3 protein-coding genes are annotated in these 17,505 nt (G+C 39.2%); all 3 read right to left on the bottom strand.

The window, feature by feature from the left end; all coding sequences use genetic code 11:
• Positions 1–37 precede the first annotated feature (37 nt).
• From ACQFX9_RS00435 to ACQFX9_RS00425, 3 genes are read right to left on the bottom strand one after another with little or no spacing between them, the layout of a single operon-like run.
• Complete coding sequence (locus ACQFX9_RS00435; RefSeq protein WP_427163043.1) at positions 38–3,892, bottom strand: non-ribosomal peptide synthetase; 3,855 nt, start codon at positions 3,890–3,892, stop codon at positions 38–40.
• A gap of 9 nt (positions 3,893–3,901) precedes the next feature.
• On the bottom strand, positions 3,902–10,315 hold the full coding sequence (locus ACQFX9_RS00430) for an amino acid adenylation domain-containing protein (RefSeq protein WP_427160216.1): 6,414 nt from the start codon (positions 10,313–10,315) through the stop codon (positions 3,902–3,904).
• 16 nt (positions 10,316–10,331) lie between these two features.
• Positions 10,332–17,423: an amino acid adenylation domain-containing protein gene (locus ACQFX9_RS00425; RefSeq protein ID WP_427160215.1), complete on the bottom strand. Its 7,092-nt coding sequence runs from the start codon at positions 17,421–17,423 to the stop codon at positions 10,332–10,334.
• Positions 17,424–17,505 lie beyond the last annotated feature (82 nt).

Below are 17,505 nucleotides of genomic sequence, written 5' to 3'. Positions count from 1 at the left end.
TCTATCTGCGTCCATCTGCGGTTAATTATTCTTGTCTTCAATTCTGACTCAGAATCGTGTTAATAATAGTGGCGTTTTGATTCAGATAGGGAGGATCAATCATCTCGCGATGGACACCATAAGCATAATGATTGATGCGTTGTCCCTTTGTAGCTTGTGTCCAATCATCTTCATAATCGTAGTTACCCTCAGCCCGGATGAGATGAATATTGCCATGAATTTGGACATTTTTTAGATCGGAATGCCAGAGAAAATTAAAGTATTCCCAGACTTGATTGTAAGTGCGATCGCGTAACTTTTGATTTTCCATAAAGTAACGCCTCAACTCCTGACGTTTGGGATTTAACAAGAAACTATCTACACCTTCTATAATTTCCGACATTTCAGCTTTTATAGCTTCACGCCCACCGCGATAAGTATCTATTAAAATAACATCAGAAACTACACGACCACGACTTTCTAATTTTTGAGCCATCAACATCGCTAAAAAACCACCTGCTGAATGCCCCATCAATTTTAAGTCTTGATTTGGTGCTATATTATCTATCAATTCGGCATATTTTTCTAAAGTTGCCTCATCAGCAATATATCTGAAAGTATAGATAGCATAATCTGTTAAATAATCAGCTAAATTTGCGTAAGCTGCGGCAAAACCAAGGGCTGGGGGAAATAGAAAAACTGCTTTTTCACTTGCTTGATTGAAAACTACATAAGGACGTTCTTTAGGTTGGATATTCATCTCTTTAGCATAGATGATATATTCACTCAATTCTGCTACTGTAGGCTTTTCATAAATCATCGACAATGGAATTTCAATTTCCAATTCTTGATAAATTAATGCCATCAAATTCATCGCTTGTAATGAATGACCACCTAAATCAAAGAAATTATCATTTACTCCTACTTTTGATACTTGTAGAACTTGTTGCCAAATGTTTGTCAAAATACTTTCTGAGGAATTGCGGGGAGGTAAATAGGTGGATTCTACTATCGATGATTCATCAGGTTTCGGTAATTTCTTATGGTCTATCTTACCATTAGGATTTAATGGCAATTCTGATAAGACCACAAAAGCTGAAGGTATCATGTAAGCTGGCAATTTCTGCTGTAAGAAAAGACGCAGTTCACTGGTTTTTAATGATGAGTTTTTTCCTACTAAATAAGCTACTAATCTTTGGTTTTCAGCAGTATTTCCTTGCAAAAATACAACTGTTTGTTCTACTTGGGGATGAGTATCTAAAACTGATTCAATTTCTCCTAACTCAATCCGTAAACCTCGAAGTTTAACTTGATGATCGATGCGACCAAGATATTCAATATTCCCATCAGGTAAATAACGGGCTAAATCTCCAGTTTTATATAACTTCCTTTCGCCAAAAGGATGAGAAATAAATTTTTCATGAGTTAATTCTGGTTGATTGAGATAGCCTCTAGCTAAGGAGACACCCCCAATATGTAATTCTCCTGCAATGCCAATGGGGACTGGTTGCAGATATTCATCGAGGATATAAGTTTGAGTATTAGCTATCGGGCGACCAATAGGAATTATTCGACTGTGAGAATGTGGCTGACATTGCCAACAAGTTGCATCAACTGCTGTTTCTGTAGGCCCGTAAAGATTATGTAATTCACAGTCTAATCGCTCAAAGAATCGTTGAGTCAGTTCATAAGATAGTGCTTCTCCTCCACTAAAGACTCGCTTTAAACAACGACAACTTTCTAAGTTTGGTTGTTGCAATAAAATCCGCAACATTGAAGGAACAAAAGATACTTGAGTAATTTTTTGTTCAGCAATCAAATCCATCAAATAGGCTATATCTTTATGACCTTCAGGTTTAGCCACTACTAAGGTAGTACCAGATGTTAAAGACCAGAATATCTCCCAGACTGAAGCGTCAAAGCTTAAAGGAGTTATTTGCAGAATGCCATCACCTACTGTCAGTGGGTAAGCATCTATCGTTCGCCATAAGTTATTGCAAACAGCCCTATGGATGTTCATCACTCCCTTGGGCTTACCTGTAGAGCCAGAGGTATAAATCACATAAGCCAAATTTTCTGAATTCACCAAGTTGATGGGGTTATGCTGGCTATGGTTGGCAATTATGTGCCAATCCCGATCTAAACACACCACTTCGCCTGGATTTGCGCCTAAAGAGTCCAATAAAGACTGCTGAGTCAGTAAGATGGACACGGCTGCATCCGTGAGCATATAATTTAAGCGATCGCTCGGATAGCTAGGGTCTAAAGGCAAATAAGCTCCCCCTGCCTTTAATATTCCTAATAGTCCGATCACCATCTCTATGGAACGCTCCACAAAAATGCCCACCAATACTTCTGGTTTTACACCTTTTGTGCGTAAATAGTGAGCTAATTGATTGGCTTTTGCATTTAATTGTTGATAGGTGAGTTTTTGACCTTCAAATATGACTGCGATTGCATCGGGGTGGCGTTCTACTTGTGCTTCAAATAACTCATGAATACATTTTTCTAAAGGATATGCAACTGCTGTTTTATTCCATTCTTTTAGTAACTGATCACGTTCTTCTGGAGTTAGTAAATTGATTTGTGACAATTGGCAATGAGGATTTTCGACTACTGCCTGAATAATTTGTAAAAAGTGACCGCCCATTCTAGCAACCGTTTCGGCTCTAAATAGATCCGGTTCATACTCTATAACCAATCTTAAGTCGTTGGCATTTTCAAAAAAACTCCAACTCAAATCAAATTGAGCAGTTCGTGGTGTTAGTGGGTAAGCCTGATGTTCAATTCCAGGAATTTTTATCACTGTTTTGCTATCTTGACTTAGCAGTGAAAACATCACATCAAATAATGGATTTCGTGATAAATCGCGTTCTAAATCGAGGGCAGATACTAATTGATCAAAAGGATAATTATTATACTCATAAGCATCAAGACAAGTATTTGTTACTTCTGTCAATGCTTGTTGAAAAGTTCCTGTTTCTGGGAGTAAAGTTCTTAAAGCCAATGTATTAACATAAAAGCCAATTTGATTTTCTAAATCTGGATGATTGCGTCCAGAAATCGGTATACCAATAACTAAATCAAACTGTCCGGTGTAACGATAGAGTAATATTTTAAATAAAGTTAAGAGAATAATAAATAAAGTTGTGTGATTCCCAGCAGCAAAAGAGCGTAGCTTTTCACTGAGACTCTGACTAAAATTATACGTATATATACCAGCTTGAGAAGATTTAAATTGTGGTCGAGGAAAGTCCGTAGGTAAGTCGAGTATAGGTAATTCTCCAGCAAAGCGATCGCACCAATAATTATGCTGTTCTTTAGCCTCCTCCGTTGCTAACCACTTATTTTGCCATACAGTATAATCCTTATATTGCAATGGTAGTGGGGGTAATGCGGCTGTTTTTTGCTGTGTGTAAGCAGAGTATAAAGTAACGAACTCGTGGAAAAGAATATCGAGCGATCGCGCATCTCCAATAATATGGTGTAGGGTCAACCCAAATAAAAACTCCTCTGACTTTATCTGTACTAATAAAACTCGCATCAAAGGTAATTGCTCTAAATCAAACCGCGAGTTGGCTGACTCTTGAATCAAGCGATCGGCTATTGTTTCTGCATTATCTTCTTCTCTTAAATCTTGAAACAATATTAATTTTTCGCTAGGTACTTCTTCATGTACAACTTGCTGGATTTTGCCTGCAACATTTGTAAAAGTAGTCCGCAAAATTTCATGACGAATCACAAGTTTTTCAAAAGCTGCTGTCAATGCGGCAATATCTAATTTACCACTGATTTTCATTGCCAGCCTAATATTATAAGCACTGGAATATTCACTTATATGGTGCAGAATCCACATCCGCCTTTGAGCGTGGGACACTTCATAATATTGTTGATTCGGTAGTAAATTTATCATAATCATTATTTATTGTCGTGATTGAATCAAATCAGCTTGAGCTTTTAAAGTATTTTGAGTAAAAATTTCCCGCAATCGCAGTGCAACTCCAAATTGATTACGGATATGTGACACTAAACGCATTGCCTTTAAACTATTTCCCCCTAGTTCAAAAAATGACTGATTAGCATCACTCACCTCTACATCTAATAATTCACGCCAAATCGAGGCTAATAAAGCTTCTTGTTGATTAAAGCTAGTAATTTGATAACTTGTTTGAGTATAATTTATTTCTTGTTTTGGTAGTGCTAGGCGGTTGACTTTGCCATTTGGTAATAACGGAAAATCTGCCAACTGCATCAAATGAGTTGGCCGCATATAAATTGGTAAAACTTGTTTTAATTGGCTGCTAATATGTTGCTGATTTATAGTATTCTTTGCTTGATAATATGCAATTACTGTCACCAATTCTTCTTGTTTCTCAGCAATTACCAGTGCTTTTTCTACACCATCAATAGCAGCTAGTGCATCTTCAATTTCTCCCAACTCAATCCGTACTCCATTCAACTTCACTTGGTTATCACTGCGTCCTATCACTTCCACGGTTAAATCTGGTAGCAGTCGTCCCAAGTCTCCTGTGCGATAAACTATATCAGTGCCATGATTCAAAGGATTGGGTACAAAAACGGCATTGGTTAGGCTTTGGTCTTGGTAATAGCCTTTTGTTAAATATGGTGACTTGACAAAAATTTCTCCCACTTCTCCTACAGCACAAGGACGAGTTCCATCAATGACGGCGAAAGCCGCCTCTGACAATGTTTTACCTCCAGGAACTCTGGCGTAAGTAATTTTATTTGGATCAGGAATCCGGTAAAAATGTTTGACAAAAGTGGTTTCACTTGCACCATAAATATTCACAAATTCTGTTTGAGAACCAAAAACTTGATGCCATTCACACAATTCTTTAACAAATAAAGGTTCTCCTCCTAACACCAAAACTTGTAAATTCTGGAGTAATTGATCAGCATCGGCTAAATTGCGACCAATCTTTAAAAATAGGCGCATCACCGAGGGTACAGTGTGTAGTAAGTTAATCTGCCATTCTCCTAACCGCAGTAATAACTTTTCTAAATCTTCGCGGTCTGTGCTATCAGGAATATAAAGAGTTCCTCCAGAACATAAAGTGACAAGAGTTTCCCGAAGATAAGCATCAAAATTAATCTGTGCGATTTGCAGACAGCGACAGTTTTGATCAATCCCAAATTCTAATTTTTCCCAATTGAGGAAGTGACGCAAACTGCCATGACTACCAAGTATGGCTTTGGGTTCACCTGTTGACCCAGATGTAAACATAATATAGTTAGAATCATCTGCATCAGGCATAATTAGAATTTTGTCATCATGACTTACTACTACAGGCAAGCATTGATAATTTGTGCCATCCCATTGATAGGATTGCTGAATTTCATGAGCAGTGATCACCAATATTTGAGGTGGTTTTGGTAATAGTGCTAGTCGGGTTTTAATGACATCTAAATTTTCGGTATCGACTACTATCATCGTAGGGGATGTTTTGCTCATCATGCGTAAAGCGCGTTCTTCTGGCTCATCTAAACGCAGAGGTAAATAAATTCCCCCAGCCTTAAATACCGCTAGCATTGCTAATACTTGACGGTAATCTCCTTCCAGCATTACGCCACAAATAGTATCTTTTTGGATACCTAAATTTTTAAAGATATTCGCCCAATAGTGAGTGAGTGTATCTAATTCAAGATAGCTAAATTGACCACCAGGATAAATAATTGATGTTTTGTCTGGTAAGGCTCTTACTTGGTCGCTAAAATCATGGATAACTGTACGCGTTTCTAAGCGGGGTATTGGTTGGATAAAGCTTTGTAAAAAAGTGGTTTCTGTTGATGATAAAATAGAAATCTCACAAAGTGGTTGGCTAGGATTTTCGAGCATTTCGGTGAGCAGCTTATCGAAATGGCTGAGACATTTCTGCATTCTCTCAGCTTGGAATAAATCTGTGTTGTAAATTAAATCTAACCTGAGTTGCTCATCATGTTCGCTAAATACAAAAGATAGGTCGAATTTGCTGGTAGAAGTTAGTGAATCTAGAGATTTGATTTGTAATTCTTCTACAAATACAGGTTGACCAAAATTGTGTAGCAGCACTAACACATCAAACAATGGTGTACGGTTAATCTCTTGAGAAATAGCTAGTTCTTCTACCAAAATATCAAACGGGTAATCAGCGTGTTCAAATGCTTCAGTCACAGTTTGACGCACTTGTGCCAGCAAATTTTGATATCCTTGTTCTGGGTCTATTTGGTCGCGGAGAACTAGTGTATTGAGAAATAAACCGATTAAAGATTGCAATTGAGGATGATTGCGAGTGGCAATTTCCGTACCAATAGAAATGTCGTGCTGACCACTATAGCGATACAGTAATACTTTTACTGCTGCTAATAGTGCCATAAACAAAGTGCTTTCTGTTTGTTGACAAATTCCTCGCAATCTAGAAACTATTGCTGGTTTGAATGTCAAACTTAGATGTGAACCATTGAAAGTCTTGATAGCAGGCCTTTGAAAGTCTGTAGGTAAGTGAAGGCGGGGTATTTGCCCATTATCAAGTTTATGCCGCCAGTAATCTAGATTTTGTTTATAATCATTACTGCGTAAAATATTAGCTTGCCATGCTGCATAGTCTTTGTATTGTATAGGCAAGTTATCTGGATTTGGCTGTAAGTCTTTAACGAAATAATTATAATATTTCAAGCATTCTTTAGCTAATAAATCCATCGACCAACCATCACAAATAATATGATGGATTTCCAGACTTAAAATATATTGCTGTTCTGCTAATTTATAAATATTAGCTCGTAAAAGTGGGCTATTTTCTAAATCGAAAGGTTCTCTATATTGTTGAATAATTTCTAGGATGTGGCTTTCAGCATTGGGTTGATTAGTCCAATCTTGAAACCCGATATTAAAAGGACTGTGTGCTAGTACCTTTTGCCTCGGTTCACCGTTAACTAATACAAACGATGTCCGCAAAGATTCATGGCGAGCAATCAAAACCTGCATTGCTTGCTCAAAAGCACTGGGGTCAAAATTTCCTGCTATTTTGAGTTGAGAAACAATGTGATAAGCAACATTATTTAAATCCATCTGTTGCAGCACAAAAAAACGTTTTTGTGCATGGGAGGTTTCATAGGTTTCTTGCTCAGACAGATGGGGAATTACCGGAATATTTTTTATAGCTGTACAAGCAGTTAATAATTCTGCTTGTTCTGAGATTGTAGGATGTAAAAATATTTGTTTAATTTGAAGGGAAAGACCAAATTTTTCTTGAATTTTACTAACTAGAGCAATTGCTTTGAGGCTATGTCCTCCTAAGTCAAAAAAGTTATCATTAACCCCGATTTTTGACACCTGTATAACTTCCTGCCAAATGTTTACCAAAATCATTTCTGAGGAATTACGGGGAGGTAAATATATGGATTCTAATATCGATGCTTCATCAGGTTTAGGTAATTTTTTGATGTCTATTTTGCCATTAGGGTTTAATGGCAATTCTGACAAAACCACAAAAGCTGAGGGTATCATGTAAGCTGGCAATTTCTGCTGTAAGAATTGCCTGAGTTCGCCCTGATTAAATGAGTTGTCTTTCCCGACGATATAAGCTACTAAGCGTTGGTTTTCAGCAGTATCAGCTTGCAGAACTACAACTGTTTGTTCTACTTGGGGATGAGTATCTAAAACTGATTGTATTTCTCCTAACTCAATCCGTAAACCTCTTAGTTTAACTTGATGATCGATGCGACCAAGATATTCAATATTCCCATCCGGTAAATAACGGGCTAAATCTCCAGTTTTATATAATTTACCTTCACCAAAGGGATGAGAAATAAATTTTTCATTAGTTAATTCTGGTTGATTTAGATAGCCTCTAGCTAAGGAGACACCCCCAATATGTAATTCTCCTGCAATGCCAATGGGAAGTGGTTGCAGATATTCATCGAGGATATAAGTTTGAGTATTAGCTATCGGGCGACCAATAGGAATTATTTGATAATTAGACTGTGGCTGGCATTGCCAACAAGTTGTATAAATTACTGCTTCTGTAGGCCCGTAAAAATTATATAATTCACAGTCCAATCGCTCAAATAATCGTTGAGTCAGTTCATAAGATAGTGCTTCTCCCCCAATAAAGGCTTGCTTTAAACAACGACAACTATCTAAGTTTGATTGTTGCAGAATAATTCGCAACATTGAAGGAACACAAAATATTTGAGTAACTTTTTGTTCTGCCATCAAGTTCATCAAATAGGCTATATCTTTATGACCTTCAGGTTTAGCCACTACTAAAGTAGTGCCAGATGTTAAAGGGAAGAAGATTTCCAAGACTGAAACATCAAAACTCAAAAGACCTATGTGCAGAATGCGATCGCTTTGTATGCTGTAGCCATCACCTACTGTAAGCGGATAAGCATCTATCGTTCGCCATAAGTTATTGCAAACAGCCTTATGGATGTTCATCACTCCCTTGGGCTTACCTGTAGAACCGGAGGTATAAATCACATAAGCCAAATTTTCTGAATTCACCAAGTTGATGGGGTTATGCTGGCTATGGTTAGCAATTATGTGCCAATCCCGATCTAAACACACTACCTCGCCTGGATTTGCGCCTAAAGAGTCCAATAAAGACTGCTGAGTCAGTAAGATGGACACGGCTGCATCCGTGAGCATATAAGTTAAGCGATCACTCGGATAACTAGGGTCTAAAGGCAAATAAGCTCCCCCTGCCTTTAATATTCCTAATAGTCCGATGATCATCTCTAGGGAACGCTCAACCAAAATGCCCACCAATACTTCTGGTTTTACACCTTTTGTGCGTAAATAGTGAGCTAATTGATTGGCTTTTGCATTTAATTGTTGATAGGTGAGTTTTTGCCCTTCAAATATGACTGCGATCGCATCAGGGTGGCGTTCTACTTGTGCTTCAAATAACTCATGAATACATTTTTCTAAAGGATATGCAACTGCTGTTTTATTCCATTCTATCAATAACTGATGCCGTTCTGCTTCTGTTAATAAAGGTAGTTCAGCTACCTGCTGCTGGGGATGAGCCACAATGGCTGCTAATAAGGTCTGCAAATGACCAGCCATCCGCACAATTGTATCCCTTGTGAAACGATTAGTATCGTAACTAAATTTTATGAGCAATTCTTGTTTGGGTATTGCCGCCACGCTCAAAGGGTAATTTGTTTGTTCAAAATTCTCCACCTTGCTGACTGGCAATAATTGATTTGACTCTGGTGACAAGCCATCGATAGGATAGTTCTCAAACACCACCAAACTTTCAAATAAAGGAACTCCTGGTGGCACATCACTCATCTTTTGTATTTCTGCCAGAGTGCTATAAGCATACTCTTGAAGTTCAACTTGCTTTTGTTGTAATTCTTGTAGCCAAGGTATAATTGATTCTGATTTGGGAACTGATACCCGCAGTGGTAAGGTATTAATAAATAACCCCACCATGTTTTCCACCATTGGCAAAGCAGCAGGACGACCGGAAACTGTGACACCAAATAAAACTTCAGACTCTCCACTGTAGCGACTGAAGAGGATAGCCCAGGCTGCTTGGATTAAAGTTGATAAAGTCAAACCATGCTGCAACCCCAAGGATTGCAAACCCTTAGTGGTAGCGGAGGATAAAGAGAACTCCTGTTCTTGATAAATTGGTTGTACTTCAGAGTTACTAGACTGCGATCGCTCTACCACCAGTGGGGTAGGAGCAGTAAAGCCTTCAAGCGTTCGCCGCCAAAACGTTTCCGCCACAGATAAGTCTTGCTGCTGTAACCAAATAATGTAGTCTTGATAAGGACGAGGAGAAGGAAGATAGCAGTTTTGACCTTGAGAGTAAGCAGTATAGAAGGTTAAAACCTCTTGATAAATGATTGGTAAGCACCAACCATCTAACAGGATATGATGCCAATGCCACAGAAATTTATAGGTTTGATCAGATAGCTGAATTAATGTACAGCGCATCAAAGGTGCTTGGTTGAGTTGAAACCCTTGTTGGCGTTCTGTTTCCAGCAAAGAATCTAGACGCTTTTGTTGTTCTATAGAGGAAAGGTTTCGCCAATCTTGATAGTTCCAAGGTAAATCTACCTGTTTTCGCACTACTTGTAGAGGTTGTTGACGCTTTTCCCAAAGAAAAAGAGTCCGTAACACTGAGTAGCGTTCTACTACTTGTTCCCAAGCTCGCTTAAAAGCGATAACGTTAATTTCCGCAGATATCGTGATTAGCGTCTGATTGCAATAAACTCTTGAGTCTGGAGCATAAATGCTATGAAAGAGCATCCCCTGTTGCATCGGGGAGAGAGGATAAATAGACTCTACGTTTTTGCTTTTTTGAGATTTTTCGGCTACCATTACGTTCCTATCCTCTTTAGTCAATTTCCGCCAGAATTTCGTCTAGTTCGTCTTGATTTAAGTTCGCCACAGGAAAATCAGAGGGAGTGTATCCCCCAACTGTAGGAGACAGACAATGTTCAATCAGGTTTAACAAAGCTTGGAGATACTTTTGAGCTAATGATTCTACGGTAGAACGCTGATGGATATGACTGCTGTAGCTCCACCTAACTTGTAACTGTCCTTCTACTACCCAGGCATTAATATCTAATAGATGCCTGCGCTGTCCCTCCAAACTACGCTCATTTCCTGTAGACTCGGTGGCAAATTTCCAACCGACGCTTTTGGCAGTCCCTTGGTCGAATTGACCCAAATAATTGAAACTGATTTCCGCTAAAGGTAGTGCTGCCAATTGAGAACGAATTTCGCTATCCTGACTTAAATAACGCAAAATTCCATAGACTAGGCCTCGTTGGGGAATGGCTCGCAACTGCTCTTTAATTGATTTGAGAGCTTCTCCCAGATGAGTTTGATTTTCTAGTTGCAATATCACAGGAAATATGCTAGTGAACCAACCGACTGTTCTAGATACATCCACATCTGCAGATACATCTTCCCGACCATGCCCTTCTAAATCAATCAGGACTGTAGAATTTCCTGTCCATTGTGCCGAAGTTTGAACTAACGCTGTCAGCAGCACATCATTGATTTGGGTATTGTAGGCAGAAGGAACTTGTTGCAAGAGGGCGCGAGTTGCTTCCTGAGTCAGAGTAATCGATACATCAGCCACACTACCTACTGAGTTATTTTGTTTTTCTGTGGGATAATCTACTGGCAAGGAATTTACTTCAGACCAAGGCTGTTTAAACCAGTAATCTAATTGCGCGCGTACTGTCGGAAGCATCCCATATTCTGGCAAAAGTTTAGCCCAATCTTTAAAAGCTAAGGTTTTAGGTGGCAGTTGAATAGTTTCTTGTTGTTCTAGTTGCTGGTAAGCGGTGAACAAATCTTCTAGTAAAATCCGCCAGGAGACTCCATCAACAGCTAGATGATGAATGATGATCAGTAATCGATGATCGTGGTTATTGCCTAATTGCAACAATACCACCCTCATCAACGGCCCATTTGCGAGATTGAGGCTAGCCTGTTGACTAGTTGCTATTTTCTCTAAGCTTTGCGGCAGTTGCGCTTCAGGAGTTTGGGATAAGTCGATGACTTGGAAAGGTACTAGATCACAAATGCCATAGTTTACTTGCTGCCATTCACCTGCCTCAAAGCGAAAGCGTAAACGCAAAGCATCATGATGCTCTAATAGTTTGCCAATAGCTTGGGAGAGTAATTCCGGTTTGAGGTGAGAGGGAACAGAGAGTAGTACCGACTGATTGAAATGGTGCGGTTCAGAGAGATTTTGCTCAAAGAACCAATGTTGAATCGGAGTTAGAGGCACAACTCCTGTCACTAAACCCTGTTGAGCCAAAATTGAAGCGGAAGTATCAGCTACAGCAGCTAGTTCAGCAACAGTTGGATATTGAAATATTTGTCGTGGGGTGATTTTGATTCCTGCTTGACGAGCGCGACCCACTACTTGAATAGTGAGGATAGAGTCACCACCGATTTCTAAAAATTTATCATAGCGACTTACTTGCTTAATTCCTAAAACATCTTGCCAAATCGTGGCTAAAATCTGCTCAATAGGTGTCTGTGGCGGGAAAAACTCTCGTTCTCGTGTCGGTTCTGCTTCTGGTAAAGGTAAGGTTTTGCGGTCTACCTTACCATTAGGAGTTAAAGGCAGAGCATCTAAACACACAAAAGCAGCAGGAATCATGTAAGCAGGCAATTTCTGTTCTAAGAAACGGCGCACATCACTGATATTTATAGCCTGATTTTGTGTGACTAAATAAGCTACCAGTCGTTTGTTAGTGGGGGTATCTTCCCGCAAGATGACTACCGCTTGCTGGACTGACTCATAAGTCTCTAGAACAGATTCAATTTCTCCTAATTCTATGCGGAAGCCACGCAGTTTTACTTGGTGATCAATGCGACCGAGAAATTCAATCTGACCATCTGGTAAATAACGAGCTAAATCCCCTGTTTTATATAATTTTTGGGCAGGCTCAAACGGGTGAGGGATAAATTTTTGGGCAGTTAATTCGGGTTGGTTGAGGTAGCCTCTGGCTAAACCTTCACCACCAATGTACAATTCCCCAACAATCCCAATGGGTACAGGTTGCAGCTCAGGGTTGAGAATGTAGATTTGGGTGTTAGAAATTGGTCTGCCGATACTAGGTTGCTTGGTTGCCCCTTTTTCTACCAAACTATACGTTGAGTAGGTTGTATCTTCCGACGGCCCATAGAGATTGTAAACTCGTTGAATATTTTCCTGCTGGTAAAGCTGCTGTGCTATTTGATTTGATAATGGTTCACCTGCCAGGTTAATTGTTTGCACACTCTTGGGTATACCTTTAATTTGTAGCAGTTGGGCGATCGCTGTTGGTACAGTGTTAATTAATGTCACTTCTGGGGCTGCTTCTAAGCTTGGTAAATATGAGGCGTTCTGTGCCATGATTACCTTTCCTCCCCAAGCTAAGGGTGCAAATAGCTCGAAGACTGACAAGTCAAAACAAATCGAAGTTGCAGCTAAAACACCCGCTAGTTCTTCACTACTAAAGACTTGTTTTGCCCAACATAACAGGGCTACACTGCTGTGATGTTCAATAACTACGCCTTTGGGTTTGCCTGTAGAACCGGAGGTATAAATTACGTAAGCTGAGTTACTGGAATTGACTTGACTGATGGGATTTTTTTGGCTCTCACTCGTAATTGCTGCTTGCTCATCTAAATTCACTAGATGGGCTTGGTGTTCAGGTAATCTTGCTGCTAATTTCTGTTGTGTGAGTAATACTGATACCTGCGAGTCTGCCACAATCATTTCTAGACGCTGTTTGGGGTAGGCTGGGTCTAATGGTACGTATGCTCCTCCGGCTTTGAGGATGCCTAATAGTCCTGCTACCATTTGGGCGGAACGTTCGACGCAAATCCCTACTAATACTTCTGGTTTTACTCCTAATGACTGTAAGTGATGTGCTATTTGGTTGGCTTGCTCATTTAGCTGTTTATAGGTGATTTTTTCGTTTTCAAATACTACTGCTATGGCTTCAGGACTTCTTTCTACTTGCTCTTCAAATAGCTGATGAATACATTTCTCTTGTGGATATTGAGTTTTTGTCCTGTTCCATTCCACTAACAGCTGATGCTGTTCTGTATCAGAGAGTAAACAATGTTTTTCATATCGTTCTGACCATTGACTGGCCATTGCTGTCAGAGCTTGTTGATAATATCCACCAATTGTTTGCATCTGTTGTTGACAGAATTGGCTAGGGTCGTATTTTAGGGTTAGCTCTACTGCTTCAGAAAAAGAATTGAGACTAAAGTTAACTATAAAACTAAAGTTGGTTTGTTCAAAAAATTTGCTTTCTAATGCTTCTATTGCCTGAAATTCCGACAGGTTTTGATAAACATGAAAATTGTTAAAATAAAATAAAGTCTCGAATAATGGCTCTTTAATCTGTAAATTATGCTGTAATTCTGCTAGAGGATAACGCCGGAAAGGTAGAGCTTCATGCTCATTTTTAAAAGTCTGCTGCACTAAATCAATCCAAGTGCCTCCAGCTAATTGCAAACGAAATGGTAGGGTATTGATAAATAGTCCTAATACTCGTTCTCCATCTTCTGCTTCTGGTCTGCCATTAGATACCAGTCCGGTCAGAATATCTGTTTGGTTAGTGACTAAGTTTAATACTCTGATGTGAGCAGCTAAGAGAACACTTTTGAGAGGAACTCTGGCTGTTTTGGCTAGCTGTTTTAAACCTAATGAAATTTCAGGTGATATGGTAACTTCCTGCTGAACTATTTGCCCTGTCTGACTGGAAAGATAAGACTGAGGCCAACGAGGAAGTTTGGTAACATTTATTTCTTGTAGTTTTTCTTGCCAGTAGTTTTTACAATCTAGGTCTGCAATTGTTTGTTGTTCTAAGGCAACAAAATCTCGAAAAGTTAAGGAAGGTGCTGCTGGGATAGGAGGTACTTTCAGACCGAGAAGAAATAAGTAATGTTGGAATAATTCCGAGATAAAAGATGCTATACTCCAGCCATCTAAAATTGCATGGTGAAAGCTCAAAGTGAAATTAAATGTCTCAGGAGTTCTACGATGAACATGAAAGCATACTAACGGCGGAATGCTCCAGTCAAAACGCCGTTTTTTCTCCTGTTCAATCCAAGTTTCTATGGCTGCTTCTTGTTCATCTGCTGTTAAGTGACTCAGATCATCTAGAGGTAAAGTAATCTTAACTGTGCGATGAACCAGCTGTAATGGCTGTGGGAATTCAGTCAGAGCAAAGCTTGTGCGTAGTATTGGATGGCGACTAATTAAATCAGCGATCGCAGTCTGTAAGGTCTTCAGATCAAGGGGCGATCGCAAATGATACGTAAAAATATCATGATACACCCCTGTATCAACGCTGTATTCACTATGAAAGACCATTCCCGCTTGCAGCTTTGTCAGTGGGTAAGCGTCTTCTATATTTTCAGGTAAATTGAGGTTTTCTTCCTGAGATTTGAAACTAAAATATCCTAGTTTGGGTGTAGAGAAAGAATCATTTTCCTGGCTGATTTCTCTGGCAAGTTCATGTATTGTTTGATATTGAAAAAGCTGCTGGAGGGAAAATATCAGACCAAATTGTTTGGCTTTTGCAAGAGCTTGAATTCCTAAAATAGAATCCCCTCCCAATTCAAAAAAGTTGTTATGAATGCCAACTTTTTCAATCTTGAGAATATCAGCCCAAATCTTAGATAAGAGTTTTTCTGGTTGAGTTTGAGGAGCTACAAAATTAGCCGCTAATTCTGGTCGTAATTGCTCCGGTACAGGTAAGGTTTTGCGGTCTACCTTCCCATTGGGGGTTAAGGGCAGAGCATCTAAACACACAAAAGCCGCAGGAATCATGTAAGCAGGCAATTTCTGTTCTAAGAAATGGCGCACATCACTAACATTTATAGCCTGATTTTGTGTGACTAAATAAGCTACGAGTCGTTTGTTGTTAGGGGTATCTTCCCGCAGGATGACTACCGCTTGTTGGACTGAATCATAACTTTCTAGAACAGATTCAATTTCTCCTAATTCTATGCGGAAGCCACGCAGTTTTACTTGGTGATCAATGCGACCGAGAAATTCAATCTGACCATCTGGTAAATAACGAGCTAAATCCCCTGTTTTATATAATTTTTGGGCAGGCTCAAACGGGTGAGGGATAAATTTTTGGGCAGTTAATTCGGGTTGGTTGAGGTAGCCTCTGGCTAAACCTTCACCACCAATGTACAATTCCCCAACAATCCCAATGGGTACAGGTTGCAGCTCAGGGTTGAGAATGTAGATTTGGGTGTTAGAAATTGGTCTGCCGATACTAGGTTGCTTGGTTGCCCCTTTTTCTACCAAACTATACGTTGAGTAGGTTGTATCTTCCGACGGCCCATAGAGATTGTAAACTCGTTGAATATTTTCCTGCTGGTAAAGCTGCTGTGCTATTTGATTTGATAATGGTTCACCTGCCAGGTTAATTGTTTGCACACTCTTGGGTATACCTTTAATTTGTAGCAGTTGGGCGATCGCTGTTGGTACAGTGTTAATTAATGTCACTTCTGGGGCTGCTTCTAAGCTTGGTAAATATGAGGCGTTCTGTGCCATGATTACCTTTCCTCCCCAAGCTAAGGGTGCAAATAGCTCGAAGACTGACAAGTCAAAACAAATCGAAGTTGCAGCTAAAACACCCGCTAGTTCTTCACTACTAAAGACTTGTTTTGCCCAACATAACAGGGCTACACTGCTGTGATGTTCAATAACTACGCCTTTGGGTTTGCCTGTAGAACCGGAGGTATAAATTACGTAAGCTGAGTTACTGGAATTGACTTGACTGATGGGATTTTTTTGGCTCTCACTCGTAATTGCTGCTTGCTCATCTAAATTCACTAGATGGGCTTGGTGTTCAGGTAATCTTGCTGCTAATTTCTGTTGTGTGAGTAATACTGATACCTGCGAGTCTGCCACAATCATTTCTAGACGCTGTTTGGGGTAGGCTGGGTCTAATGGTACGTATGCTCCTCCGGCTTTGAGGATGCCTAATAGTCCTGCTACCATTTGGGCGGAACGTTCGACGCAAATCCCTACTAATACTTCTGGTTTTACTCCTAATGACTGTAAGTGATGCGCTATTTGGTTGGCTTGCTCATTTAGCTGTCTATAGGTGATTTTTTCGTTTTCAAATACTACTGCTATGGCTTCAGGACTTCTTTCTACTTGCTCTTCAAATAGCTGATGAATACATTTCTCTTGCGGATATTGAGTTTTTGTCCTGTTCCACTGTTGAAGTAATTGATAATGTTCTTCTGTTGTTAAGATGTCAATTTCTGACAATTTACAATCAGGATTAACTGTTACAGTTTCGAGAATTTGCCGAAAATGCCCCAGCATTCTCTGCACAAAATTGGCATCAAAAGCATCTTTTGGGAAAGTTACAGAAACAGAAGTATCTTGAGCATCAATTTCAAAGACTAATTGAAATTTGTTGAACAAAGAACTATAACTGCATAATCCCTCTTGGATGAGAGCAATATCAAAAATTGCTGCTGGATTTCCACCTCTAGCAAGAAATGTTTCAACAAGAACGTCTACATCATAGCTTTGGTGACTGTATCCTTCTTGTAGCTGACTGCGAGTGATTTTGAGTAAATCTTTAAATGAAATAATTTTTTGTCTATAAAATCGGGAGAATATGAAGCTATCAGATTTGTTTAGATTCAAAGCTCCCGTTGCTACAATAAACTCTTCTTGAGCAGTGTATTTAAATAATAAAGTTTGAATAGTTGATAAATATAAGGCTAGTTTATTAATGGGAGAATTACTAGTTAATTTGTATATTTTATCGCGTAAATTTACTAATATTTTATCAAAAATTGTGTCTTTATGTTCTATTTTATTGTTGTGATTTGCACTATTAAATAAAGGTGTAACTGGCTGGATTTCTCGCAGTTGTCGAATTTGGTAATCTATTGCAACAAGATTTGCTTCCGTCACTGCCATAAGTCTCTCCATAAATGGTGTTGCAAATTTAAAGCCTGATTTACTATTAAAAACTATAGAAATACTAATTCTATAGCTCTTG

The sequence above is a fragment of the Aliinostoc sp. HNIBRCY26 genome (assembly GCF_050235535.1).
Classification (GTDB): domain Bacteria; phylum Cyanobacteriota; class Cyanobacteriia; order Cyanobacteriales; family Nostocaceae; genus Trichormus.
Note: the sequence above shows the minus strand (reverse complement) of the source record. Positions and strands in the feature narration are given on the sequence as shown.

Excerpts from the sequence above, each read along its gene's own strand:
- ACQFX9_RS00430 (WP_427160216.1), bottom strand. The coding sequence starts at position 10,315 with ATGGTAGCCGAAAAATCTCAAAAAAGCAAAAACGTAGAGTCTATTTAT.
- ACQFX9_RS00425 (WP_427160215.1), bottom strand. The coding sequence starts at position 17,423 with ATGGCAGTGACGGAAGCAAATCTTGTTGCAATAGATTACCAAATTCGA.
- ACQFX9_RS00435 (WP_427163043.1), bottom strand. The coding sequence starts at position 3,892 with ATGATAAATTTACTACCGAATCAACAATATTATGAAGTGTCCCACGCT.